This is a genomic window from Bacillus sp. LM 4-2 (genome assembly GCF_000978495.1).
In the GTDB taxonomy this organism is placed as follows: Bacteria; Bacillota; Bacilli; order Bacillales; family Bacillaceae; genus Bacillus; species Bacillus subtilis.
Genome location: NZ_CP011101.1, coordinates 3,378,905 through 3,402,952 on the forward strand (window position 1 = coordinate 3,378,905; position 24,048 = coordinate 3,402,952).

A 24,048-nucleotide genomic window follows, 5' to 3' on the forward strand; every position below is an offset into this window, starting at 1 on the left:
CCTATGTATATATCAGATAAGTGGGCATTTAACCCATCCTCACGCCCCGCCAGCGACGACCAGCATCTAAGGCAGCAACTTCAGCTGCCCACAGCAGAGCCGAGTGCCTCCATTGATACAGGTCAGGAGACATCACCTTTACAAAAACTAGTAGGAATAGTGTTCCGATTTTTTCATTTTCTTTTTGTTTAAAAGAGCGCCTAACAGCTTCGCATTGGATTGTTCCAGTGCATCTTTTGCTTTCAGAACGGTATCGGTTTTTGTTTTTCCGCTTAAAACGACGAGCACGCTGCCGTCTGTCTGATTTGCTAGAATCTGAGCATCTGCAACAGCCAAAAGCGGAGGGGAATCAAAGATGACGAGGCTGAATTGTTCATAGATCTCAGATATTAAATCTCCCATTGCTTTTGAAGACAGCAGTTCTGCCGGGTTTGGCGGGGTCGGCCCGCTTGTCAGTACATATAAGTTATCGATCGGCGTCTTTTGCACCGTCTCACTGAGTGAAGCATTGCCGACCAGCACATTTGTCAGCCCGGTTACATTATCAACCTGAAACGTTTGATTGATGGTCGGCTTTCTTAAATCGGCATCCACCAGCAGTACTTTCTTTTCCTGCTGCTGCGCAAAGACAGCCGCAAGATTCGCTGCACTGAACGATTTACCTTCACCAGGCACAGAGGAGGTGACGAGGATAGATCGCAAGTTGGTCTGGACAGATGAGAACTCAATGTTTGTCCGAATGGTGCGATATTGTTCCGCAACAACTGATTTATTGTGTAAAACAGATATTTGAGCCAAACCTCGCCTTGCTTTCTTTTTTCTAAAGATCACTCGCTTCACTCCCCGAAATGTTTTATCCCGCGATTCCGCCCTTTGTGGACATCAGGAACGGAGCCTAAGCATGGCAATCCGGTTCTCTCGCTGAGCTGCCGTGCGCTTTTGCATGTATCATCGAGAAAATGCAGAAAAAATGCCAGTGTAATGCCGCCCATGACAGCAGCGCCAAAAGCCATGACCATATTTCGCAGCCTGGCCGGCTTGATCATCGGGCTTTCCGAAGCCTTCGCCTCTGATAATATATGTACGCCTTGTACATTCATTCTTTCATCTACTTCTTTTTCAAACTTGTTCACTAACGTGTTCGCAATCTCAGCTGCTTTCGCCGGATCGTGATCCTGAACGGCAACGTTGATTATTTCTGATTCATTTTCACTGCTGGTAACCACTTTTCCTTTCAGCGAGGAAGCCGATTCAGATAGGTGCAATTCCGCCTTAACTTCTTCCATCAAGGCAGTGCTTTTCATAATCGATTGGAACGTGCTGCTATACTGAAGATTTCGCTGGATGTCACTGAGATTCGAGTTTTCTTCACCGTCTGATTCATGAACCAGCACCTGTGTCGACGCCTGGTAGGTCGGTGAAATGACCTTAAATTGCACAAAACCCATAATAAGGGTGACGCCGATTGTGATGAGCAGAATCAGCACGAATCTGTGTCTGACAATCGCATATAATTCTTTGAAACTCATATTCTCATTCATGTATTCATAGCCTTCAGCCTTCCCGCGGCTGGCTTCCCGCGCCCCTTTCTGTTAATGATTGGATTATAAAAGAAAACGTTATTATTTAAAAATTGCAAAATAAGCCAATAAGTTCTCTTTAGAGAACAAAATCATGATTTTCCTCTAATTTACTGCACTTCCCTTATTATTTTAAATTTTATAAAGAACGAAAAATTCCTTATAATGAACGAAATAACGACAGGAATAGAGGAGAATTTCATATTATGATTGGAAGAATTATCCGTTTGTACCGTAAAAGAAAAGGCTATTCTATTAATCAGCTGGCTGTTGAGTCAGGCGTATCCAAATCCTATTTAAGCAAGATTGAAAGAGGCGTTCACACGAATCCGTCCGTTCAATTTTTAAAAAAAGTTTCTGCCACACTGGAAGTTGAATTAACAGAATTATTTGACGCAGAAACAATGATGTATGAAAAAATCAGCGGCGGTGAAGAAGAATGGCGCGTACATTTAGTGCAAGCCGTACAAGCCGGGATGGAAAAGGAAGAATTGTTCACTTTTACGAACAGACTCAAGAAAGAACAGCCCGAAACTGCCTCTTACCGCAACCGCAAACTGACGGAATCCAATATAGAAGAATGGAAAGCGCTGATGGCGGAAGCAAGAGAAATAGGTCTGACTGTCCATGAAGTCAAATCCTTTTTAAAAACAATGGGAAGATGATGATCGGTTAAGGGCTAACGTTCGCATCTATAGGGTAAATCTGTTTATAATGGGTGAAAAAGGGAGAGAGCACAATGACTCATCAAATAGTAACGACTCAATACGGCAAAGTAAAAGGCACAACGGAAAACGGCGTACATAAGTGGAAAGGCATCCCCTATGCCAAGCCGCCTGTCGGACAATGGCGTTTTAAAGCACCTGAGCCGCCTGAAGTGTGGGAAGATGTCCTTGATGCCACAGCGTACGGCCCTATTTGCCCGCAGCCGTCTGATTTGCTGTCACTTTCGTATACTGAGCTGCCCCGCCAGTCCGAGGATTGCTTGTTTGTCAATGTATTTGCGCCTGACACTCCAATCCAAAACCTGCCTGTCATGGTTTGGATTCACGGAGGCGCTTTTTATCTCGGCGCGGGCAGTGAGCCATTGTATGACGGATCAAAACTTGCGGCGTAGGGAGAGGTCATTGTCGTTACACTGAACTATCGGCTGGGGCGTTTGGCTTTTTGCACTTGTCTTCATTTGATGAGGCGTATTCCGATAACCTTGGGCTTTTAGACCGAGCCGCCGCACTGAAATGGGTGCGAGAGAATATCTCAGCGTTTGGCGGTGATCCCGATAACGTAACAGTATTTGGAGAATCCGCCGGCGGCATGAGCATTGCCGCGCTGCTTGCTATGCCTACGGCAAAAGGCCTGTTCCAGAAAGCAATCATGGAAAGCGGCGCTTCCCGAACAATGACAAAAGAACAAGCGGCAAGCACTGCGGCTGCCTTTTTACAGGTCCTTGGGATTAATGAGAGCCAGCTGGACAGATTGCATACTGTAGCAGCGGAAGATTTGCTTAAAGCGGCCGATCAGCTTCGGATTGCAGAAAAAGAAAATATCTTTCAGCTGTTCTTCCAGCCCGCCCTTGATCCGAAAACGCTGCCTGAAGAACCAGAAAAAGCGATCGCAGAAGGGGCTGCTTCCGGCATCCCGCTATTAATCGGAACAACCCGTGATGAAGGATATTTATTTTTCACCCCGGATTCAGACGTTCATTCTCAGGAAACGCTTGATGCAGCGCTCGAGTATTTACTAGGGAAGCCGCTGGCAGAGAAAGCTGCCGATTTGTATCCGCATTCTCTGGAAAGCCAAATTCATATGATGACTGATTTATTATTTTGGCGCCCTGCCGTCGCCTATGCATCCGCACAGTCTCATTACGCCCCTGTCTGGATGTACAGGTTCGATTGGCACCCGAAGAAGCCGCCGTACAATAAAGCGTTTCACGCATTAGAGCTTCCTTTTGTCTTTGGAAATCTGGACGGATTGGAACGAATGGCAAAAGCGGAGATTACGGATGAGGTGAAACAGCTTTCTCACACGATACAATCAGCGTGGATCACGTTCACTAAAACAGGAAACCCAAGCACCGAAGCTGTGAATTGGCCTGCGTATCATGAAGAAACGAGAGAGACGCTGATTTTAGACTCAGAGATTACGATCGAAAACGATCCCGAATCTGAAAAAAGGCAGAAGCTATTCCCTTCAAAAGGAGAATAAATATGGGGAAAACAGGATACATTGGTGCTGCCATTGTTGTGGCAGCTTGTATCATTATTTTGTCGGCCGTGGTATGTTTACGGGACACAGTCTATTACCAGCCTATGCGCTGGACTGGCATCATACTGTTTTTCGCGGGAATTGTGATGGTTCCCGCATACTCAGCAAAAAGAAAACCCGGAAAAGAGAAGTAATTCTCTTTTCCGGGTTTTTATGTTTATTATAATCTTCCCGCGCGAATATCGTCTGTCATTCCCTCATAAGGAGCCTTCGAAATCACTTCTTCGTTGTCGACTCCTTCATTTTTCAGAAATGTAATTTCCGCAAATTCAGGTACAACGTATTTTGGATACGTTTCATATTTTTCGCGGGATTCTTCCATCAAATCAATGTGGTCATTTTGGTAGCAAACCGTAATTTCAGGATGTTCATGCACCCATTTCGGGAAGAAAATAATGCCGTGCATGCGTTTTTCATTTGGCATAAAGTTTAATGAAACATCCGTGCCAGTCGGCTCTGTCCAAGACACTTTATATACGCCTTCTGTCAGTTTGACAATATTCACTTCCTGATCCCGAACCCAGCGCCCGGCAACCATTCCGCTATGAATTCTATAATCAATTGTATGGTCGTTTTTAATATAAATCTCGTATTCCCATCCGTTTTCATACGTATAAATCATGTGGCTTCCGATAAAGTTTTCCATTTTTCACACTCTCCTTAGTCTTTTACTGCACTTCATAAATGTCTAGTAGAACGTAATCAGGGGTTCTTTCTGCGGAACCGATAAACAAGCGGTCATGGAGCCATTGATAGACTTCACTGCCTGTTTCAAACGTCGGTACCGTACGAAAATAAACATGCTCCGGATCAATGATTTCCCCGGCTGCCGCTTGTTTTCGAAACGGCTCGCTGACTTGCCGTATTCCATTGTTTTCAATGTAAATCAGTTCATGATCTGCTGTTTCGATCACATACCTGGCAGATAAATCGGTTCTGCCGTCAGCGCGAATCATTTGCGAATCGGCACCGCTCGGCAAAATACGTCCCTTTACTTCCCCGGTTATTGTTCCCGAACGAATCGGAATGAATCGTCTCAGTCCCAGGCCTGTCTCACCAATCGTGATAGGCGGATCAACCTTGATTTCTAAAGAGGCGAATGGTTTTAAAACCGGCTTCTTCACGAGAACCACCTCACCTTCAGAAAAAAATCATGTAACTATTTACATGTTTACTTTAACACCAGTGCAAGTTAACTGTCAAACAATAGGAACATAAAAAAACAAGGACTGTTTGAAGACAGTCCTTGTCTGAAGCTAGCTTTGATAAGCAAGATATGTGCTGACAGTGCTTTTGGCAAGACAGGCAGAGGAATCTATAATCGGAATCTCACTTTGAATATGATCTAACACCGCATTTAAATCCGTGCAGGCTGAAATGATGATGTCTGCATGCTGACTGATTTCTTCATATAGCGTCTGCCACAATGCTTGTGTATGCTGCATATGATTTGGCTGTTTGATTGCGGCGATAAGCTGGTTCACAGCCTGCTGCCAATGGTCCTTGTGAATAACTTCTTGTCCATTTGCCTTCAGAACTTTTTGGTAGATGGCGGATTGGATGGTTGGCTCTGTTCCTAAAACCACCGCTTTTTTTGCGGGATGCGGAATCTCTTTTATCGTTTCCTCAACGATATGCAACATAGGAACCGACAATGCCTGCTGAATCTCTTCATAGTAGACATGCGCCGTATTACAAGGCAGCGCAATGAAATCCACGCCTGTTTTCTCGAGCTTTACCGCTCCGTCGATAATCGCTTTTTTCATCTCGTCATGGTCAATTGGACGATCTGCATAGAAGGGCGTCGGGCATGAATAGATCATCATGTGCGGGTAGTCAATATCGTTTGAAGCCCCATACAGCTTCTGACAGTAATCAATCACCTTATCAATAAACGGCGAGGTCGATTTCGGCCCCATTCCGGCTAATATTCCGATCATCAAATTCATTCCTTTCTACTTCGTACGGACCGCTTCTTCCTCTGAGCCATCCTCATAGAGGATAAAGCTTTTCGCAGCATCCTCACCTAATGTAAACTCGACTTCAACAGACAATGCTCGCAGAAAGAAACGGGTTTCCGAGGAAGGAAATAACTCCAGTCTCAGCTGTCCGGCGATCTCCAAATAAAGCCGTTCATTCTCGGCTGTCACCTGTGCAGCCGTTCCATCCTGCAACAGGTAGCTGCCAACATAGCGGCTGTATATCGCCGTATCAATTGCTTTTTTCTTTTTATCAACAGGACGTTCCGGGACCTCATATGGCTGGCCAAATAGAATATGTTCCGCCGCCTTCAGAATCGCTTGTTCATATTCAGTATCCTCTTCCTTATTACTCAAATAGATCAGCGTTTTACGATGATCGATATATCGGATCATCATCGTCGAATAGCCGGGCCATCCTCCGCTGTGGCTGACAATCCGCCCTTTTTCAGGACTGTTTTGCAGTACCCAGCCAAAGCCATAATCAATTGTTTCTCCATTGTTGAGGCGCACTGGAGAAAACGCGGATTCCTTAGAAGCCTTGCTGATGAAATCGTCCTGATATAAAGCCTGATCAAATCGAAACAAATCGCTTGTGACAGAGTTCACCGTCCCATCTCCCTGTATGCCATCGAGATACACAACATAGTTCGTTTCCTCCAGCTCATCAGGGAGGACGTATGTTTCGGAATGTACATCATACACATATCCATATGCATAATGATCAATTCGCTCAGGCGAAAGCCTCCTGTTATACACTCTTGTTTCATTCATGCCTGCCGGTAAAAAAATACTTGTTTTCATAAAATCCGCATAGCTCATGCCAGATGCTTTTTCAATGATAACCGCCAGCAGCACATACCCCGTATTGCTGTACATCCAGCCTTCATTCGGTTCAAAATAACCAGATAGCCCCTCATTCATCAGCATATCGACAATATCCTGATTCACCGCAATCTTGTGTGAATCCCAATTGGCAAAAAACCATCCCATATAATCAGGAAGCCCTGACGTATGGTTCAATAAATGCCGAATCGTTACGCCCTGATACGGAAAACCGGGCAGCCAGCGATCCACTTTATCCTCATAGCCAAGAATCCCCTTCTCCTCCAGCAAGATGATTCCCAATGCTGTAAAAGGCTTTGACAAAGACGCTAACTCAAACAAAGAGTTGGTTTTCAACGGGCATTTTTCCGTCATTTCCGCATAGCCAAAAGAGTGGTGATATAAAATATCGCCACCCTCCGCAGCCAGAACCGTCCCGTTAAACTGATGTTTTTCGCCTAATGTCTCAAATAACGTCTGAAGATGCTTTCTTTTATTCTGCTTCATTCCTCCACCTCCCATATCTCTGTACGTTACTAACCTACTAATGTTTCAAATATTTTGAAAAATACTTCAGTTAGAGATCCTTTTTAACCCATCACATATACCTGCCGTTCACTATTATTTAGTGAAATGAGATATTATGATATTTTCTGAATTGTGATTAAAAAGGCAACTTTATGCCCATGCAACAGAAACTATAAAAAATACAGAGAACGAAAAGAAACAGTTAGATTTTTTAGTTCTTTAGGCCTGTAGTCCGTAAATCCTTTTATGATTTTCTATCAACAAAAGAGGAAAATAGACCAGTTGCAATCCAAACGAGAGTCTAATAGAATGAGGTCGAAAAGTAAATCGAGCGGGTTTGTTACTGATAAAGCAGGCAAGACCTAAAATGTGTAAAGGGCAAAGTGTATACTTTGGCGTCACCCCTTACATATTTTAGGTCTTTTTTTATTGTGCGTAACTAACTTGCCATCTTCAAACAGGAGGGCTGGAAGAAGCAGACCGCTAACACAGTACATAAAAAAGGAGACATGAACGATGAACATCAAAAAGTTTGCAAAACAAGCAACAGTATTAACCTTTACTACCGCACTGCTGGCAGGAGGCGCAACTCAAGCGTTTGCGAAAGAAACGAACCAAAAGCCATATAAGGAAACATACGGCATTTCCCATATTACACGCCATGATATGCTGCAAATCCCTGAACAGCAAAAAAATGAAAAATATCAAGTTCCTGAATTCGATTCGTCCACAATTAAAAATATCTCTTCTGCAAAAGGCCTGGACGTTTGGGACAGCTGGCCATTACAAAACGCTGACGGCACTGTCGCAAACTATCACGGCTACCACATCGTCTTTGCATTAGCCGGAGATCCTAAAAATGCGGATGACACATCGATTTACATGTTCTATCAAAAAGTCGGCGAAACTTCTATTGACAGCTGGAAAAACGCTGGCCGCGTCTTTAAAGACAGCGACAAATTCGATGCAAATGATTCTATCCTAAAAGACCAAACGCAAGAATGGTCAGGTTCAGCCACATTTACATCTGACGGAAAAATCCGTTTATTCTACACTGATTTCTCCGGTAAACATTACGGCAAACAAACACTGACAACTGCACAGGTTAACGTATCAGCATCAGACAGCTCTCTGAACATCAACGGTGTAGAGGATTATAAATCAATCTTTGACGGTGACGGCAAAACGTATCAAAATGTACAGCAGTTCATCGATGAAGGCAACTACAGCTCAGGCGACAACCATACGCTGAGAGATCCTCACTACGTAGAAGATAAAGGCCACAAATACTTAGTATTTGAAGCAAACACTGGAACTGAAGATGGCTACCAAGGCGAAGAATCTTTATTTAACAAAGCATACTATGGCAAAAGCACATCATTCTTCCGTCAAGAAAGTCAAAAGCTTCTGCAAAGCGATAAAAAACGCACGGCTGAGTTAGCAAACGGCGCTCTCGGCATGATTGAGCTAAACGATGATTACACACTGAAAAAAGTGATGAAACCGCTGATTGCATCTAACACAGTAACAGATGAAATTGAACGCGCGAACGTCTTTAAAATGAACGGCAAATGGTATCTGTTCACTGACTCCCGCGGGTCAAAAATGACGATTGACGGCATTACGTCTAACGATATTTACATGCTTGGCTATGTTTCTAATTCTTTAACTGGCCCATACAAGCCGCTGAACAAAACTGGCCTTGTGTTAAAAATGGATCTTGATCCTAACGATGTAACCTTTACTTACTCACACTTCGCTGTACCTCAAGCGAAAGGAAACAATGTCGTGATTACAAGCTATATGACAAACAGAGGATTCTACGCAGACAAACAATCAACGTTTGCGCCAAGCTTCCTGCTGAACATCAAAGGCAAGAAAACATCTGTTGTCAAAGACAGCATCCTTGAACAAGGACAATTAACAGTTAACAAATAAAAACGCAAAAGAAAATTCCGATATCCTATTGGCATTTTCTTTTATTTCTTATCAACATAAAGGTGAATCCCATATGAACTATATAAAAGCAGGCAAATGGCTAACCGTATTCCTAACCTTTTTAGGAATATTGCTGTTTATCGACTTATTTCCAAAAGAAGGACATGACCAAAAAACAAAATCAAAACAGAAGCCGGACTACCGGGCGGCATATCATTTTACGACTCCGGATAAATGGAAAAATGACCCTCAAAAACCGATCTATTTTGATGGCAAGTATCATTATTTCTATCTATATAACCGGGATTACCCAAAAGGCAACGGCACAGAATGGCGCCATGCCGTCTCAGAGGATTTGGTGCACTGGACCGATGAAGGCGTGGCGATTCCGAAATATACAAACCCGGACGGTGACATTTGGACCGGTTCCGTCGTGGTTGATAAAGAGAACACAGCCGGCTTTGGGAAAAATGCGCTTGTCGCGATTGTGACACAGCCCTCAGCCAAAGACAAAAAACAGGAACAATATTTGTGGTACAGCACAGATAAGGGAAAATCATTCAAATTCTACAGTGGCAACCCCGTTATGCCTAATCCGGGTACAGACGATTTCAGAGATCCGAAAGTCATATGGGATGACCAGGATAACAAATGGGTCATGGTCATGGCTGAAGGATCAAAAATCGGCTTTTATGAATCCGATAATCTTAAGGACTGGCATTACACAAGCGGATTCTTCCCAGAACAGGCGGGAATGGTGGAATGTCCCGACCTCTACATGATGCGGGCAAGCGACGGAACGAATAAGTGGGTTCTCGGTGCCAGCGCGAATGGCAAACCGTGGGGCAAACCAAATACGTACGCCTACTGGACCGGAAGCTTCGACGGAAAAGAATTCAAAGCGGATCAGACTGAAGCCCAATGGCTTGACTATGGCTTCGACTGGTATGGCGGTGTGACGTTCGAAGACAGCAAAAGCACAGATCCATTAGAAAAGCGGTATGCGCTTGCCTGGATGAACAATTGGGATTATGCCAACAACACCCCGACAATGAAGAACGGCTTTAACGGCACAGATTCTGTCATACGCGAACTCCGGCTGAAGGAGCAGGATGGAACATACAGCCTCGTCTCACAGCCGATTGAAGCTTTGGAGCAGCTGACTGTTTCAACTGACGAAATAGAGGATCAGGATGTGAACGGATCAAAAACATTGTCGATAACAGGTGATACGTACCAGCTTGATACGGATCTTTCTTGGTCAGAGCTAAAGAATGCAGGCGTCAGGCTCAGAGAATCAGAAGACCAAAAACGCCATATTGATGTCGGTATTTTCGCTGAAGGCGGCTATGCTTATGTCAATAGAGCAGCCACAAATCAGCCTGACAAAAGCAATACCTATGTCGAAAGCAAAGCTCCTTATGATGTAAGCAAACGTAAGGTGCATTTGAAAATACTTGTCGATAAAACAACGATAGAAGTATTTGTTGGAGATGGGAAAACCGTTTTTTCAAATGAAGTCTTCCCAAAGCCTGAAGATAAAGGCATTACCCTTTTTTCTGATGGCGGCACAGTCTCCTTCAAAAATATAACAGTGAAACATTTTGATTCGATTCATGAATAAAAACAGGGGCAGCGCAGGCTGCCCTGTTTTTTTATTAGGAGCGGTATTCTCTGTTACATATTGGGCATTGTAAGAAATATAAGGCTGGTTTCAAAGGAGGAAGCGAATGTCTAAACAAGGAAATTTTCAAAAATCAATGTCGCTGTTTGATCTGATTTTGATTGGGATGGGAGCCATCTTTGGATCAGCGTGGCTGTTCGCTGTCAGTAATGTCGCTTCAAAAGCAGGGCCCTCCGGCGCTTTTTCCTGGATCCTCGGAGGAGCCATTATTTTGTTAATCGGGCTCGTATATGCGGAGCTCGGAGCCGCTCTGCCCCGTACCGGAGGCATCATTCGATACCCCGTTTATTCACATGGCCACCTTGTCGGCTACTTAATTTCGTTTGTCACGATTGTCGCTTATACAAGCTTGATTTCAATTGAAGTGACAGCTGTGCGCCAGTATGTGGCCTATTGGTTTCCCGGCCTGACCATTAAAGGGTCTGATTCGCCGACCATTTCCGGCTGGATCTTGCAGTTTGCCCTATTATGCTTGTTTTTCCTGCTGAATTATTGGAGCGTCAAAACCTTCGCTAAGGCGAATTTCATCATATCGATTTTTAAATATATTGTGCCGATTACCATCATTATTGTGCTGATCTTTCATTTTCAGCCGGAGAATTTATCCGTTCAAGGATTTGCACCGTTTGGATTTACAGGTATTCAGGCTGCCATCTCGACAGGCGGCGTCATGTTTGCGTATCTCGGCCTGCACCCGATTGTATCTGTAGCAGGTGAAGTCCAAAATCCAAAACGCAATATCCCGATCGCTTTAATCATTTGCATCATCGTTTCAACCATCATTTATACTGTTTTGCAGGTCACCTTTATTGGTGCAATCCCGACAGAAACACTGAAACATGGCTGGCCCGCAATTGGCCGGGAGTTCTCATTGCCGTTTAAGGATATTGCGGTCATGCTCGGATTAGGCTGGCTTGCAACGCTTGTCATTTTAGACGCCATTCTGTCTCCCGGAGGAAACGGGAATATCTTTATGAATACGACATCCCGCCTTGTTTACGCCTGGGCGCGTAACGGCACATTATTTGGCATATTCTCAAAGGTCAATAAAGATACGGGGACACCCCGCGCTTCGCTTTGGCTTTCGTTTGCCCTGTCCATTTTCTGGACACTTCCCTTTCCTTCGTGGAACGCACTCGTCAATGTCTGTTCAGTCGCGCTCATTCTTTCATATGCGATTGCACCCATTTCTTCAGCTGCGCTGAGGGTCAACGCGAAGGACTTAAACAGGCCGTTTTATTTAAAGGGAATGAGCATTATCGGGCCGCTTTCCTTTATATTTACAGCTTTTATCGTGTACTGGTCAGGATGGAAAACAGTCTCCTGGCTGCTCGGTTCACAGCTCGTGATGTTTTTGATCTATCTCTGTTTCAGCAAATATACGCCTAAAGAAGATGTCAGCCTTGCTCAGCAGCTGAAATCAGCCTGGTGGCTTATCGGGTTTTATATTATGATGCTGATCTTTTCCTACATCGGTTCTTTCGGACATGGTTTAGGGATTATCAGCAATCCCCTCGACCTCATTTTAGTCGCGATCGGCTCACTTGCGATTTATTACTGGGCAAAGTATACCGGGCTCCCAAAAGCCGCCATTGATTATGATAAATAAAGAAGCAAGAGGTTTTCTTGCTTCTTTATTCTTTACAAACATACATACACGCGATAAAATGAATGAGAGTCAGTCATTATTGGAGGTGTTCCTCATGCCAAAACAAACATCGGGCAAATATGAAAAAATTTTGCAGGCTGCCATAGAAGTCATTTCTGAAAAAGGCCTCGACAAAGCTTCTATTTCTGATATTGTCAAAAAGGCCGGCACTGCCCAAGGAACATTCTATTTGTATTTTTCATCTAAAAATGCCCTCATACCGGCCATTGCAGAAAATCTTCTCACCCATACACTTGATCAAATCAAAGGTAGGCTGCATGGGGACGAGGATTTTTGGACCGTTTTAGATATATTAATTGATGAGACTTTTCTCATTACAGAACGCCATAAGGATATTATTGTCCTCTGTTATTCCGGGCTTGCGATCGACCACTCCATGGAAAAATGGGAGACGATCTATCAGCCTTATTATTCCTGGCTTGAAAAAATCATCAACAAGGCCATTGCAAACCATGAGGTAACGGAAGGAATCAATTCAAAATGGACGGCCAGAACGATTATCAACTTGGTCGAGAATACTGCAGAACGATTCTATATCGGATTTGAACAAGATGAAAATGTTGAAGTGTATAAAAAAGAAATCTTTACTTTCTTAAAACGGAGCTTAGGTACTGCTTAAAAAATGACTGGGTAACACCGCTCATTTTTTAATGCCCTAAAAATGACTGACGTTCATTCATAAAATAGAGAGGTGTTTCATTTGAATTGGGTTCTTGTTTTTATTGCAGGGCTTTTAGAGGTTGTTTGGGCCTCTTCCCTCAAACATGCCGATTCGCTTTTGGATTGGATCATCATTTTTATCTTAATCGCGGTCAGCTTTATCCTGTTGATCCGCTCTTATCAAAAAATCCCGATGGCCGCGGCGTACACTGTGTTTGTGGGAATCGGAACCGTCGGAACATATCTGACTGGAATTGTTCTGGGCGAATCCTTCTCAGCAGCCCAAATGTTCTTTTTAGCTTTATTGCTGGCTGGCATTTTAGGAATGAAATTATTTACGAAAGAAAGCAAATCTCAGCCGGGAGGTGAACAATAATGGCATGGTTTTTATTAGTGATTGCCGGCATAGAAGAAATTATAGCTGCCATTGCCATGAAATATATAGACGGAACAAGAAAAAAATGGCCAATCATTGTGATGACTGTTGGATTCGGCTTATCCTTTTACTGCCTGTCCCAAGCGATGATCGTCCTGCCTGCCGGAGTCGCATATGCCGTCTGGACTGGCATTGGAAGCATTGGTGTTTCGGCGGTCGGGCTCATCTGGTTTAAGGAGCGGTTTCAGCTTTCACAGGTGATTTCACTTTGCCTTATCCTAGCCGGCGTCATCGGCCTGCGTCTTACGTCATCTTCATAAAATCAAGGCATATACAGCTGTATATGCCTTTGCCATTAAGCTTCGTGATGTTTTTGAAGATGAAGCGGCGGCGGGATGAGCCAGCCTTTGTTTTTTAGCAACCTTAAGTATTTTGCGCCGGTTGCCGCTTTCGACATATGAAATTGCCCAAACATCATGGCAATATCCTCACGAATCGATTGCCCCATCATTTTGCTGCATGTCACAAGACCTGCAGCATTTTCTGCTGCCGCGGAAGCCGCCACATCCGGATCGAGAAACCGTGCACCAGGCGGAATATCGTTAAGATCTGCTGTCGGCGGTTCAGGAGAAGCCGGCGGCAGCGCCACCCCGTTTTCTTTCAGGATCGTGCTGACCTGTTTGATTTCATCTTGGCATTTCTCAATAGACTCACGAAGCAGCTTCTTCAGGTCGTCATCACCGACATGATTCAATAGCATTTGGTAATTGCCGACCATTTTATTGCCCGCCATCACATAACTCCACAAGCCGAATACCTCACCGTAATGCATCGGTTCATCCTGCGGATTTCCGCTTAAAATACCCATGCTCATTCTCCTCCCATATTCAATATTGCACATTTCATAACGTGCCCAAGCGGAGGAACATTTATGTTTCAGCGGAAAAGATTTATGAAATGAAACAAAACAAAAAAGACAAGAGTGGCAAGTTGCCAAACCATTGTCTTTCCTGTTGTTTGATTGGACGCACTGAAGGGATTCGCACCCCGACAGACAAGATACCGGAAACCATTCAAGTGCTTTTTAGTATGAGTCATTGATTCTGTCTTTAATAAACTTTAACGAGATGGCGGGATGCTTTGCGGAAAACGAAATACATTTTCGGGGTCATATTTCGCCTTTATTTCTCGAAGCCGCGCAAAGTTTGCGCCATAATATTCTTTTCCGAAGTTTTCAATGTTTTGATCTGGAACATTAACATATGAACCTGCTACATATGGTTGCATCAGCTGACGCACTCTTTCAACTGATGCAAGATTTGAATCTTCTTGTGATTTATTTTTCCAACTAGCCGTCCATTCCGTATAAAATAATGGATGGCGCCAAAAAAAGGCAGTTTCGTCTTTAGGGACTCTGCTTATAGCACCACCCCAATTGATAAAAAAGAAATTGGCTTCTGTTCCAGTAGCATCTTCCAAAAATTTTCTCATGATTGAAATGGGTTCGTCAGACCAAAAATCATGACCCCATGCCGAGGAGAATTTAACACTCTGATCATTTCTGCCAGGGATGGGTTCGTCAGGGTCTAAGAAATCTATAGCATCTGGATAGTATAATGTTTTGATATCTGCTTCTGTTGGAGTTCCCGCATGTAATAAAGGTTTTAATAATCGAATCAATTCAGTTTTCGAACCGAGGAAAATTCCTTCTGCATGACACAAACCATTTATTTTGCTGTAAATTTCAAGGTAGCATCCTAATCGTTCATCTACAAACGGAGCCCATTTCTGCCAAGCTTTAAATACCGTTTCTAATTGTTCCCACGGCCAGATAATATTGAAGACGGTTGCAGTTTTAGGGGCACGATGAACTTTGAATGTATATTGGGTATTATATCCAAAGTTACCTCCTCCTCCGCCTCTAGAAGCCCATAGCAAATCCTCATTGTGAGATTGATCTGCGTGAATAATCCTTCCTTTTGCATCTACCGTTTTCAGCGCGAGAAGGTTATCACTTATAAGGCCAATCGATCGTGAGAGTACACCAAATCCGCCGCCCATCGTAATTCCCCCGATTCCAACTGTTGGGCTATCTCCAAACGGAGCCATAAAACCGTCTCGAGCTAATCCCTTTACAAGCGGGCCAACGGGAATACCAGTTTGAACGGTTGCAATCGCGTTTTCTTCATCTAAGAAAACTTTATTCATGTCACTCACATCAATAACAATTCCTCCACTTACTACTGAAAGGTTCTTATCTAAAGCATGGCGACCGCTTCTGACACGTAAGGGCACTTTATTCTCACGAGCCCATTTAATGGCATTACTTACATCGTATGAATTTTGCGCAAAAACAAAGACAAGAGGATAGACATCCACATAAGGGTTCCAATTCTTAATAGCCTCTGTATAGCCGGGGTCTCCTTTGAAGATTACACGCCCTGTCAACTGTGTTGATCCCATATATTATTTCACTCCCAAAGAAATTCGATTCAGATACTAAAATATGCAGGAGCTGGATAATCGCATAGACAAATGATCTACGAACTATAAATATAATACGCTAAGGCCTTTTTCGTCGGTGAGGTCTGCTGAGAAACATTTTTCAAACAATTTTGAGCAAACTTCCTGTCCAATCCTCCAACAAGCGTTTTTTCTTATCGTTTTTAGGAGCAGCGTCCAGTTTTTTTCGGAGTGAATATTCGTTTAGGCCAAAAGAAAAGAGAGATGAAGAAGTGTTTAGTACCAGAGGTATACATCCATACAACAGACTCTAGATCATCATATACTGAATGTATGTAGAAAGGAGACATCAGCTTTGGCAAAATATCGGATTATGACCTTTGACGGCGGCGGTACCTTAGGTGCTTTAAGTTTACAACTATTAAACAGATTGGCTAGGCAAAACCCGAAGTTAATTAGTCGAACCCATGTATTTTCGGGAAATTCAATCGGTTCATTTACTGCCCTTGCATTAGCAAGCGGAAGATCTCCGAGGGAAACACTTCAGTATTTTGAGGATGAAATCCTACCCGCATTCAGCATTTCCCGGCCAGGCGGACCTGTTTTCAACCAACAATTACCCTATTCCGGTTTTATTAAAGCGGTAAGAAATTTTTTCCCAGCAGATCTTCAACTTATAGATTTAAGAAAACGAATTGTTGTCCCATCATTCAAATTATACTCTCAAAAACTGGACCGTTGGACTCCTGTCTTATTTCACAATTTTCCCGGCTCTCCCTATTTAAATGAAAAAGTGAGTGATGTCATACTGCGGAGCAGCGGTGCTCCCGCGACGCAACGCGCCTATCAAAACTATGTGGACGGATATGTAGTAGCAACGAATCCCAGTACAGCCAGTATCGCGTTTGCAGTTGGTAAAGCCAACGTGCCATTGGATCAAATTGCGGTATTGTCCATCGGAACAGGTGAAGCCCCGACTCGGTTAAGAAGAGATACGAGGGGATGGGGAATGGTAAGTGCAGATAACATACGTCCCGAAAATCTGAAGAACCTTCCTCCAAATTGGGGAGTCCTTTTGGACAGGTCGCCTAATGAACCTTTACTGCCATTTCTTCAGATGATTGCTGGCGGTAATGGGTACTATGAATCCATGGTCAGTGCGAATCTTCTGGGAGATCGTTTTTTCCGGTTAGATCCGCGGATTCCGAACTTCTCCAAAACGGACCCTGCCGTCGTTCCCGCTGTCATTGAAATTGCGAACAAAACCAACTTACAGCCTGCAATTCAATTTATAGAGAAGAACTGGGGAAGCAAATAAATTTTTATTTTAAAACTATTCTCGCTTATCCAATTTTGTCCGAGAGAAGATTCTCAAAATAAATACAGGCAATGGGTAGAACCGGATTTTTTTAAAGGTTTGTTAATCACAAGCTAATAAGATGAATGAAAAACTCAATTCATACTTCTTCTTTTGAAAGTGAGGGTTCAAACTAAAGAATATAATTGAAATGTTACTCTAAGGTATGCAATTCCCTTTTTCACACAAAAAAGACAAGAGCGGCAAATCGCCAAACCCTTGTCTTTCCTGTTGTTCTATTGGACGCGCTCGGAGGGATTCGAACCCCCGACAGACGTGGTACCGGAAACCACCGCTCTATCCAACTGAGCTACGAGCGCAGAATGACTGCGTTATGAGAACGTCAGCACAACTAATTATACGATAATTCCATTCAAATAACAACCCTCTATTTCGAGAGGCCGTTTTTTAAATAGACAAAGCATCTTAATTGGCAATCTGACATACGATGGTTTGAACCCCTGTATTTTTGGGGAAAATGGGAAAAAGAGACGACTTTGCATATCAGGCCAGCTTTTTGTTTGACCTTTATTGACCAAAAATGTATCATGTAACTACATACTTACCTAAAAGGTGAAGGAGGAGCATTATGAATTTAATACCTACAGTCATTGAACAAACGAACCGCGGGGAAAGAGCGTATGACATTTATTCTCGTCTATTAAAGGATCGAATCATCATGCTTGGATCTGCGATTGATGACAACGTTGCGAACTCCATCGTGTCACAGCTTTTATTCTTAGCAGCAGAAGACCCTGAAAAAGAAATTTCTCTTTACATCAACAGCCCGGGCGGCTCTATTACAGCCGGTATGGCGATCTATGATACCATGCAGTTTATTAAGCCGAAGGTATCTACAATTTGTATCGGTATGGCTGCGTCAATGGGCGCGTTCCTGCTTGCAGCCGGCGAAAAAGGCAAACGCTATGCGCTTCCAAACAGTGAAGTCATGATTCACCAGCCTCTTGGCGGTGCGCAAGGTCAGGCGACAGAAATTGAAATTGCCGCGAAACGCATTCTCTTGCTTCGCGACAAATTAAACAAAGTCCTTGCTGAACGTACTGGCCAGCCGCTTGAAGTGATCGAACGCGACACAGACCGTGATAACTTCAAGTCTGCTGAAGAAGCGCTTGAATACGGCCTGATTGACAAAATTTTGACTCACACAGAAGACAAAAAATAATCAACAAAACCTGCAAGAGCTGCGTCTCTTGCAGGTTTTTTTCATTTCAAGGAATTGACTCCCTTATTCTATACTGCTCCCATTCCTCATGTAACAGCTCAAGCGTCAAATCACTCGTCTGCCTCACAACCAGATCAGCACCAAGCATCGGCTGTCCTTGACCGACACCAACCGCAAACATCCCCGCAGATTTGATTGCAGAAATGCCTGCTTCTGCGTCTTCTATTGCCGCGCAATCAGCAGGGGAAACATCGAGCATCGCTGCAGCTGTTAAAAAGATGTCAGGATCAGGCTTCCCCTTCGCAAGAGTCGTCGGATCAACAATGGCATGAAAATCATCGATAATTGCCAAGCGTCTTAAAATCTTAGGAGCATTGCGACTTGAAGATGCTAACCCGATTTTTATATTTTCGTTTTTCAATTGACATAGAAGCCTGCCAATCCCCGGTAAAAGATCTTCCGGCGTCAATTTGCTGATCAGCATTTGATAATCGCGATTTTTCCGATGCATAAGCTCTTGTTTCTCCGCATTTGTATACTTTGTTTCCGCCCCGCCAAAGATCAATATGCTTTCAAGTGACTCTTCTCTGCTGATTCCTTTTAGCCTTTCATTCATGTCTCTGTCAAAAGGGATATCGATTTGTTCTGCGATGTGCTTCCAAGCGAGAAAATGATATTCAGCAGTATCTGTTATCACTCCGTCTAAATCAAAAATGACCGCTTTCATATACTAATGCCCATCACAGCTTCATAAGGTTTGAGGCTAATACTCTTTAAGTCAGCCCGCTCCTGCGGATAGTTTGAAATTAGCACTTTCCAACGCTCATGAATCAGTTCTGGAGGCGCTTCGAACAGAGCCTTTTCTTCCGATAAATTCACAACGACAAGAAGCTTTTCCCCTCGATATTCTCGAAGGTAAGAAAAGACCTGCGGATCATTCTCCTGCAACAGCTGATAATCGCCATATATCATAATCTTATATTGCTTTCGTAATTGAATGAGCTTCTGATAGTAAAAGAAAATCGAATCTTGATCTTCCAAAGACTCTTTCACATTGATATCTTGATAGCGGGAATTTACCGGTATCCACGGGTCTCCGGCTGTGAATCCCGCATGTTTTCCGGCATCCCACTGCATCGGTGTTCTCGCATGATCCCTTCCTTTTATCATCACGGCTTTGACAAACTCTTTTTCTGACATCGTTTTGTTTTCGACGACTAGTTCACGATATGCATTCTTTATTTCAAGATCATCATACATCTCCAGCGGCATATCGCTGTTGACCATGCCGATTTCTTCTCCCTGGTAAATAAACGGCGTTCCTTTCATGCCGTGCAGAACCGTTGCAAATGCCTTCGCACATTCCTTACGCAGTTTCCTGTCATTGCCCCAGCGGGAAATAACCCTCGGCTGGTCATGGTTCTCAAAATAAAGGGTATTCCAGCCGACATTCATTAACCCGGTCTGCCACCTTGTCATCGTCTTTTTTAAAGCAATCAAATCAAACGGCTTGATCTGCCATTTCCCATTTGGCGAGTTTTGTTCTTTATCAATATCCATATGTTCAAATGTAAAGATCATATTCAGCTCTTGCCTGCTTGCATCTGTGTACTTTTTCGCCTCTTCAATATCAGAGCCGTTTGCCTCTCCGACTGTCATGCAGTCGTAATGAGAAAGCACTTCCCTGTTCATCTCTTGAATAAACTCATGAAGACGTGGGCCGTTAGAGTGATAACGGCCGACAATATAGCTGCGGCTGTGATCCGTTTCGTAGTCCGGAAAATCGGTGTATTTAGAAATAGAGCCAATCACATCCATCCGCCAGCCGTCAACGCCTCTATCCATCCAGAATCTCATTACATCATAAACTTCCCGGCGAACGGCTTCGTTTTCCCAATTTAAATCAGGCTGTTTTTTCGAAAAGTAGTGCAAATAATACTGCCCTGTTCCTTCATCGTATGTCCACGCTGAGCCTGAAAAGATCGATCCCCAATTATTCGGCTCTGAGCCGTCCGGTTTAGGATCTTTCCAAAGATAATAATCCCGGTAAGGATTGTCCTTCGACTTGCGGCTTTCAGCAAACCAAGCATGCTCATCTGATGTGTGGTTCACGACCAAATCCATGACGATTTTCATTCCGCGTTTATGGACTTCATCAATCAGCTGAAACATATCTTCATTTGTCCCAAACTTTTCGTACATGTTTTTGTAATCGCTGATATCATATCCGTTGTCATCCTGCGGGGAATCAAATACCGGGGAGAGCCAGATGACATCCGCCCCGAGGTTTTTGATGTAATCCAGCTTTTGAATCACACCTTGCAAATCTCCGAATCCATCTCCATTGGCATCATAAAAACTGCGCGGGTAAATTTGATAAACGACAGCTTCTTTCCACCATTCACTCATTAGGCGTTCTCCTTTCACATCGTCCCTGTAGGACAACCGGTTCCTCATAAACGTTCATGTGCAGCGGCTCGCCTTTTACAAGCTCAAAAATAACGCGCTTTTCGTCAACCGTCACATTGATTAATCGGTTTCGATAATTGATGTTGAATGAATATTCGTCCCATTCTTTCGGCAAAAACGGAGCAAAGGACAGCGTCTCATTCGCGGTGCGCATGCCCGCAAAACCGTGAACGATTGCCAGCCAGCTACCCGTCATTGAAGTAATATGCAAGCCTTCTTCCGTATCATGATTGTAATTATCAAGATCAAGCCTTGCTGTGCGCTTATATAATTCGAGCGCTTTCTTTTCCAGCTTGAGTTCGGCTGCGAGAATCGCATGGACAGAGGGCGATAGGCTTGATTCATGAACAGTCATCGGCTCATAAAATTCAAAATTTCGCCGTTTTTCTTCCATTGTAAAACGGTCATTAAAAAGATAAATGCCTTGGAGAACATCTGCCTGCTTAATAAAATTGGAGCGGAGAATCTTGTCCCATGACCAATTCTGGTAAAGAGGCCGTTCCGCTGGATCTAATTCGTCAATTGTTTGCAGGTCTTTGTCCAAGAACGTGTCATGCTGAACGAAAATTTGCAGTTCTTCACTAAATGGATAGTACATGTGCTGGATGATTTCTCTCCAGACTTTCAATTCTACTTCCTGCACATCCAGATGGCGGCGTTTCTCCGCTGAGATACTTTCGAGACTTTGTAGAGTATACTCCAACGTCCAAGCCGCAATGACATTCGTATACCAATTGTTGTTAACGTTGTTTTCGTATTCATTCGGCCCTGTGACGCCATGGATCATATACTTATTTTTTCGTTTCGAGAAGTGAACACGGTCGGCCCAAAATCTGCTGACTGCCACAAGTACGTCTATCCCGTATTCTTCCATATAGTCTCGGTCGCCTGTATAATTGATATAATTGTAGATCGCATAACAGATCGCGCCATTGCGGTGAATTTCTTCAAAGGTGATTTCCCATTCGTTGTGGCATTCATCACCGGTGAACGTCACCATCGGATAAAGTGCCCCCTTCATCCCCAATTTTGCAGCGTTTCGTTTGGCAGCCTCCAACTGATGAAAGCGATACAAAAGCAGGTTTTTCGTCACCTCCGGCTCGGCTGTCGCCAAATACATCGGAACGGCGTACGCCTCAGTATCCCAATATGCGGCACCTCCATATTTCTCGCCAGTAAATCCTTTCGGCCCGATATTCAAACGGGCATCGCCCCCGTAATATGTCGAGAATAACTGAAAGATGTTGTAGCGTATTCCTTGTTGAAGCTCCTCATCTCCTTTAATCTCAATGTCCGCTTTTGCCCATCTTTCCTTCCATCGATCAGTGTGCCTCCGTTTTGCTTTTTCATAGCCGTACTCAACCACATCCGCCAAAAGCTCCTTGGCTTTTGATAAAAGCTCTTCCTCACGAAAATCACGTGAAGTCGTGACAATCACAAACTTTTTCAATGATGCCTTCGTTTGATAACTGTAGCGATTCTCGGCATACATTTCAGTCGTTTTAAAGCTTTCATTGACAAAACCCTCCGTCTCGTTTGCCATTGCGGCTAAAACCGTGAAGCGCGGTGTTCCAAATGGATTTTCGATCGTTTTTGCCGCTAAATGGCCGCTGTGAGAATCAGCACCTTTCGCTTCCTCCTGCCAAAACTGTTCTTGGTAGTTAGAATCTTTATTTGCCACATTTCCATCCAGGTAAGGAACAAGCGTAATGACAGCATCTCCCGTCAGGCACTCCGCTTCATAATGAATCGCACAGAGTTCTTTTACAGCAAGGCTAAGAAACCGCTCTGACCTGATTCTGACGGATTTATCCTGAATGCGGACAACAGCGCTTCGCCGCAGAATCCCCTCTTTCATATTGAGTTCTACCTCAAATGATTCGATTGGGTTTTGATGGAGATCGATTTTTTCACCGTCAACATATAGGCCTATGCCTATAAAGTTCATCGCATTGATCACTTTTCCGAAATATTCTGGATACCCGTTTTTCCACCAGCCTACTCGCGTTTTGTCGGGGAACCACACGCCTGCAATATATGTGCCTTGGTGACTGTCGCCTGAATAGCCTTCTTCAAAATTCCCTCTGACCCCCATATAGCCATTGGCAAGAGACGTCAGGCTTTCCAGCAGCCGTGTATGCTCCTTATTAAATGTATTTGTTTTGATTTTCCATTCATCAATCTCAAATAACCGCTGATTTATCATCATTTCCTCCCGAATGTAAGTTTCCATTATCACGGCGGGTTTTGGTCAAATATCTAAATGCAAAAGAAATCATCAAAGTAACGCCACACGAATGGATCATCAATACAGTAATCAAATCAAAATGAACCATGCCGATAGCAGCTGCCGCAAATGCCGGCAGTGCCGAGGCGCAAATCGCCGTAGATACTGCTTCCTTGAATGACGCAATAGAGATCATGTTTGATATTTTTGTGATCCAGAGGCCACCTGCAAGAACAAACGTTAACAAAAGCTGGATCATAAAGATTACCGCATATGCCAGCATCATGATCATCGGCTTATACTGTGCCAACCATAATGTATCGATCAAAACCTCTACATCATGGGCGTTTGGTTTCTCGAGCTTAACGTCCATTTTCGCATAGCCAACAGAAAACCCCGTTTCGTTTTGATCGGTGATCACCAGTTGATCAGGCTGAAATATGATGGCGTTTTCAAATCCAGTTACTTTCAATCGCCCATTTTCACCGCTTGTCTCATATTCATGCTTCATATCGACTGCCATCACATTCTGCCCATCTTCAATCCTCTCAGAGCTCTTCCCGCCTGTTAGTTTTCCGTTCCTGATTTGAAAACCCTGTAATTGATCAGCAAATTGATCATTAACCCCTTGAATCGCTGACGGCATAAAAGATGCAACGCTGAAGCGATCCATTTTCACAAACGAAACCGCTAACGGCGCCATTAAGCAGGCCGTTAAAAACATAAAGAGAAAAGAGAGCTGCAGCCAGCTGAAGGTATTCCCATAGCTGCAAACACCTGATGGAGATGCAGCCGCTTTCAGGCAGCGGATGATAAAGCTTTTATTCTCCAGATTCTTCATT

Annotated in this window: 22 protein-coding genes, 1 tRNA gene and 1 pseudogene; 11 read left to right on the forward strand and 13 right to left on the reverse strand. The window is 43.8% G+C overall.

The genetic code is table 11. The annotated features are described in order from the left end of the window. Positions 1-147: 147 nt before the first annotated feature. Positions 148-831 carry a protein tyrosine kinase EpsB gene (epsB, locus tag bslm_RS16830; RefSeq protein ID WP_003228249.1) on the reverse strand — a complete coding sequence of 228 codons (684 nt, stop codon included), beginning with the start codon at positions 829-831 and terminating at the stop codon, positions 148-150. Between the two features lie 5 nt (positions 832-836). After that, the gene (locus bslm_RS16835; protein WP_003228247.1) at positions 837-1,541 is read right to left on the reverse strand and encodes a YveK family protein; all 705 of its coding nucleotides are present in this window, start codon (positions 1,539-1,541) and stop codon (positions 837-839) included. A 245-nt stretch (positions 1,542-1,786) separates the two neighbouring features. Between bslm_RS16835 and slrR the strand changes: the two genes are divergently transcribed. The 3 genes and pseudogenes from slrR to bslm_RS16850 all read left to right on the forward strand — a co-directional run bounded on the left by slrR (position 1,787) and on the right by bslm_RS16850 (position 3,982). Continuing rightward, a complete protein-coding gene (gene slrR, locus bslm_RS16840; protein WP_003228245.1) occupies positions 1,787-2,245 on the forward strand; it encodes an HTH-type transcriptional regulator SlrR in 459 nt (152 codons plus the stop codon). A 74-nt stretch (positions 2,246-2,319) separates the two neighbouring features. After that, a pseudogene (gene pnbA / locus bslm_RS16845) lies at positions 2,320-3,788 on the forward strand (para-nitrobenzyl esterase). Positions 3,789-3,790: 2 nt separating this feature from the next. Then, on the forward strand, positions 3,791-3,982 hold the full coding sequence (locus tag bslm_RS16850) for a hypothetical protein (protein ID WP_003228241.1): 192 nt from the start codon (positions 3,791-3,793) through the stop codon (positions 3,980-3,982). 26 nt (positions 3,983-4,008) lie between these two features. On the opposite strand, the gene padC is transcribed toward bslm_RS16850, so the two are convergent. The 4 genes from padC to bslm_RS16870 all read right to left on the reverse strand — a co-directional run bounded on the left by padC (position 4,009) and on the right by bslm_RS16870 (position 7,159). Next, the gene (padC, locus tag bslm_RS16855; protein ID WP_003228238.1) at positions 4,009-4,494 is read right to left on the reverse strand and encodes a phenolic acid decarboxylase; all 486 of its coding nucleotides are present in this window, start codon (positions 4,492-4,494) and stop codon (positions 4,009-4,011) included. 22 nt (positions 4,495-4,516) lie between these two features. Continuing rightward, the gene (locus tag bslm_RS16860) at positions 4,517-4,972 is read right to left on the reverse strand and encodes a DUF3237 domain-containing protein (RefSeq protein ID WP_046381351.1); all 456 of its coding nucleotides are present in this window, start codon (positions 4,970-4,972) and stop codon (positions 4,517-4,519) included. A 132-nt stretch (positions 4,973-5,104) separates the two neighbouring features. After that, positions 5,105-5,788 (reverse strand): broad specificity amino-acid racemase RacX, encoded by a 684-nt coding sequence (gene racX, locus bslm_RS16865; RefSeq protein ID WP_046381352.1) that lies wholly within the window; start codon positions 5,786-5,788, stop codon positions 5,105-5,107. A 15-nt stretch (positions 5,789-5,803) separates the two neighbouring features. Continuing rightward, on the reverse strand, positions 5,804-7,159 hold the full coding sequence (locus bslm_RS16870) for a serine hydrolase (RefSeq protein ID WP_046381353.1): 1,356 nt from the start codon (positions 7,157-7,159) through the stop codon (positions 5,804-5,806). A 537-nt stretch (positions 7,160-7,696) separates the two neighbouring features. On the opposite strand from bslm_RS16870, the gene sacB reads away from it, so the two are divergent. From sacB to bslm_RS16900, 6 genes are all read left to right on the forward strand, one after another. Next, positions 7,697-9,118, forward strand: a complete 1,422-nt coding sequence (sacB, locus tag bslm_RS16875; RefSeq protein WP_001022105.1) for a levansucrase — start codon at positions 7,697-7,699, stop codon at positions 9,116-9,118. Between the two features lie 73 nt (positions 9,119-9,191). Continuing rightward, a complete protein-coding gene (gene levB / locus bslm_RS16880) occupies positions 9,192-10,742 on the forward strand; it encodes a 2,6-beta-fructan 6-levanbiohydrolase (RefSeq protein ID WP_046381354.1) in 1,551 nt (516 codons plus the stop codon). Between the two features lie 106 nt (positions 10,743-10,848). After that, positions 10,849-12,411, forward strand: coding sequence for an aspartate/proton symporter AspP (aspP, locus tag bslm_RS16885; protein ID WP_046381355.1), 1,563 nt, complete (start codon positions 10,849-10,851; stop codon positions 12,409-12,411). Positions 12,412-12,505: 94 nt separating this feature from the next. Beyond that, positions 12,506-13,090: a TetR/AcrR family transcriptional regulator gene (locus bslm_RS16890; RefSeq protein ID WP_003244443.1), complete on the forward strand. Its 585-nt coding sequence runs from the start codon at positions 12,506-12,508 to the stop codon at positions 13,088-13,090. Between the two features lie 81 nt (positions 13,091-13,171). Then, the gene (locus bslm_RS16895; protein ID WP_014480966.1) at positions 13,172-13,507 is read left to right on the forward strand and encodes an SMR family transporter; all 336 of its coding nucleotides are present in this window, start codon (positions 13,172-13,174) and stop codon (positions 13,505-13,507) included. Further along, positions 13,507-13,827: a QacE family quaternary ammonium compound efflux SMR transporter gene (locus bslm_RS16900; protein ID WP_003228222.1), complete on the forward strand. Its 321-nt coding sequence runs from the start codon at positions 13,507-13,509 to the stop codon at positions 13,825-13,827. The genes bslm_RS16895 and bslm_RS16900 overlap by 1 nt, the downstream gene beginning before the upstream one ends. A gap of 35 nt (positions 13,828-13,862) precedes the next feature. Here bslm_RS16900 and bslm_RS16905 read toward each other — a convergent pair whose 3' ends face one another. Next, complete coding sequence (locus tag bslm_RS16905; protein WP_003243249.1) at positions 13,863-14,375, reverse strand: DUF3231 family protein; 513 nt, start codon at positions 14,373-14,375, stop codon at positions 13,863-13,865. A 251-nt stretch (positions 14,376-14,626) separates the two neighbouring features. Further along, entirely contained in the window at positions 14,627-15,970 is a 1,344-nt protein-coding gene (locus bslm_RS16910) for an FAD-binding oxidoreductase (RefSeq protein WP_003228217.1), read from the reverse strand. Positions 15,971-16,325: 355 nt separating this feature from the next. Here bslm_RS16910 and cotR point away from each other — a divergent pair, with 355 nt between their 5' ends. Beyond that, complete coding sequence (gene cotR / locus bslm_RS16915; protein ID WP_015251166.1) at positions 16,326-17,288, forward strand: sporulation hydrolase CotR; 963 nt, start codon at positions 16,326-16,328, stop codon at positions 17,286-17,288. Positions 17,289-17,571: 283 nt separating this feature from the next. Here cotR and bslm_RS16920 read toward each other — a convergent pair. Then, a tRNA-Arg gene (locus tag bslm_RS16920) sits at positions 17,572-17,647 on the reverse strand. Positions 17,648-17,916: 269 nt separating this feature from the next. On the opposite strand from bslm_RS16920, the gene clpP reads away from it, so the two are divergent. Further along, positions 17,917-18,510, forward strand: coding sequence for an ATP-dependent Clp endopeptidase proteolytic subunit ClpP (gene clpP, locus bslm_RS16925; RefSeq protein WP_003228214.1), 594 nt, complete (start codon positions 17,917-17,919; stop codon positions 18,508-18,510). Positions 18,511-18,556: 46 nt separating this feature from the next. On the opposite strand, the gene pgmB is transcribed toward clpP, so the two are convergent. Genes pgmB through bslm_RS16945 form a run of 4 tightly spaced genes read right to left on the reverse strand, consistent with a single transcriptional unit; the run spans position 18,557 to position 24,047 of the window. Further along, positions 18,557-19,237 (reverse strand): beta-phosphoglucomutase, encoded by a 681-nt coding sequence (gene pgmB / locus bslm_RS16930; protein ID WP_003228210.1) that lies wholly within the window; start codon positions 19,235-19,237, stop codon positions 18,557-18,559. Then, positions 19,234-20,919, reverse strand: a complete 1,686-nt coding sequence (gene malL, locus bslm_RS16935; protein WP_003243333.1) for an oligo-1,6-glucosidase — start codon at positions 20,917-20,919, stop codon at positions 19,234-19,236. Before malL ends, pgmB begins: the two co-directional genes overlap by 4 nt. Then, the gene (gene mdxK / locus bslm_RS16940; protein WP_019712404.1) at positions 20,912-23,185 is read right to left on the reverse strand and encodes a maltose phosphorylase; all 2,274 of its coding nucleotides are present in this window, start codon (positions 23,183-23,185) and stop codon (positions 20,912-20,914) included. Before mdxK ends, malL begins: the two co-directional genes overlap by 8 nt. Beyond that, entirely contained in the window at positions 23,163-24,047 is an 885-nt protein-coding gene (locus bslm_RS16945) for a DUF1189 domain-containing protein (protein ID WP_003228205.1), read from the reverse strand. The genes mdxK and bslm_RS16945 overlap by 23 nt, the downstream gene beginning before the upstream one ends. Between the last annotated feature and the right edge of the window lies 1 nt (position 24,048).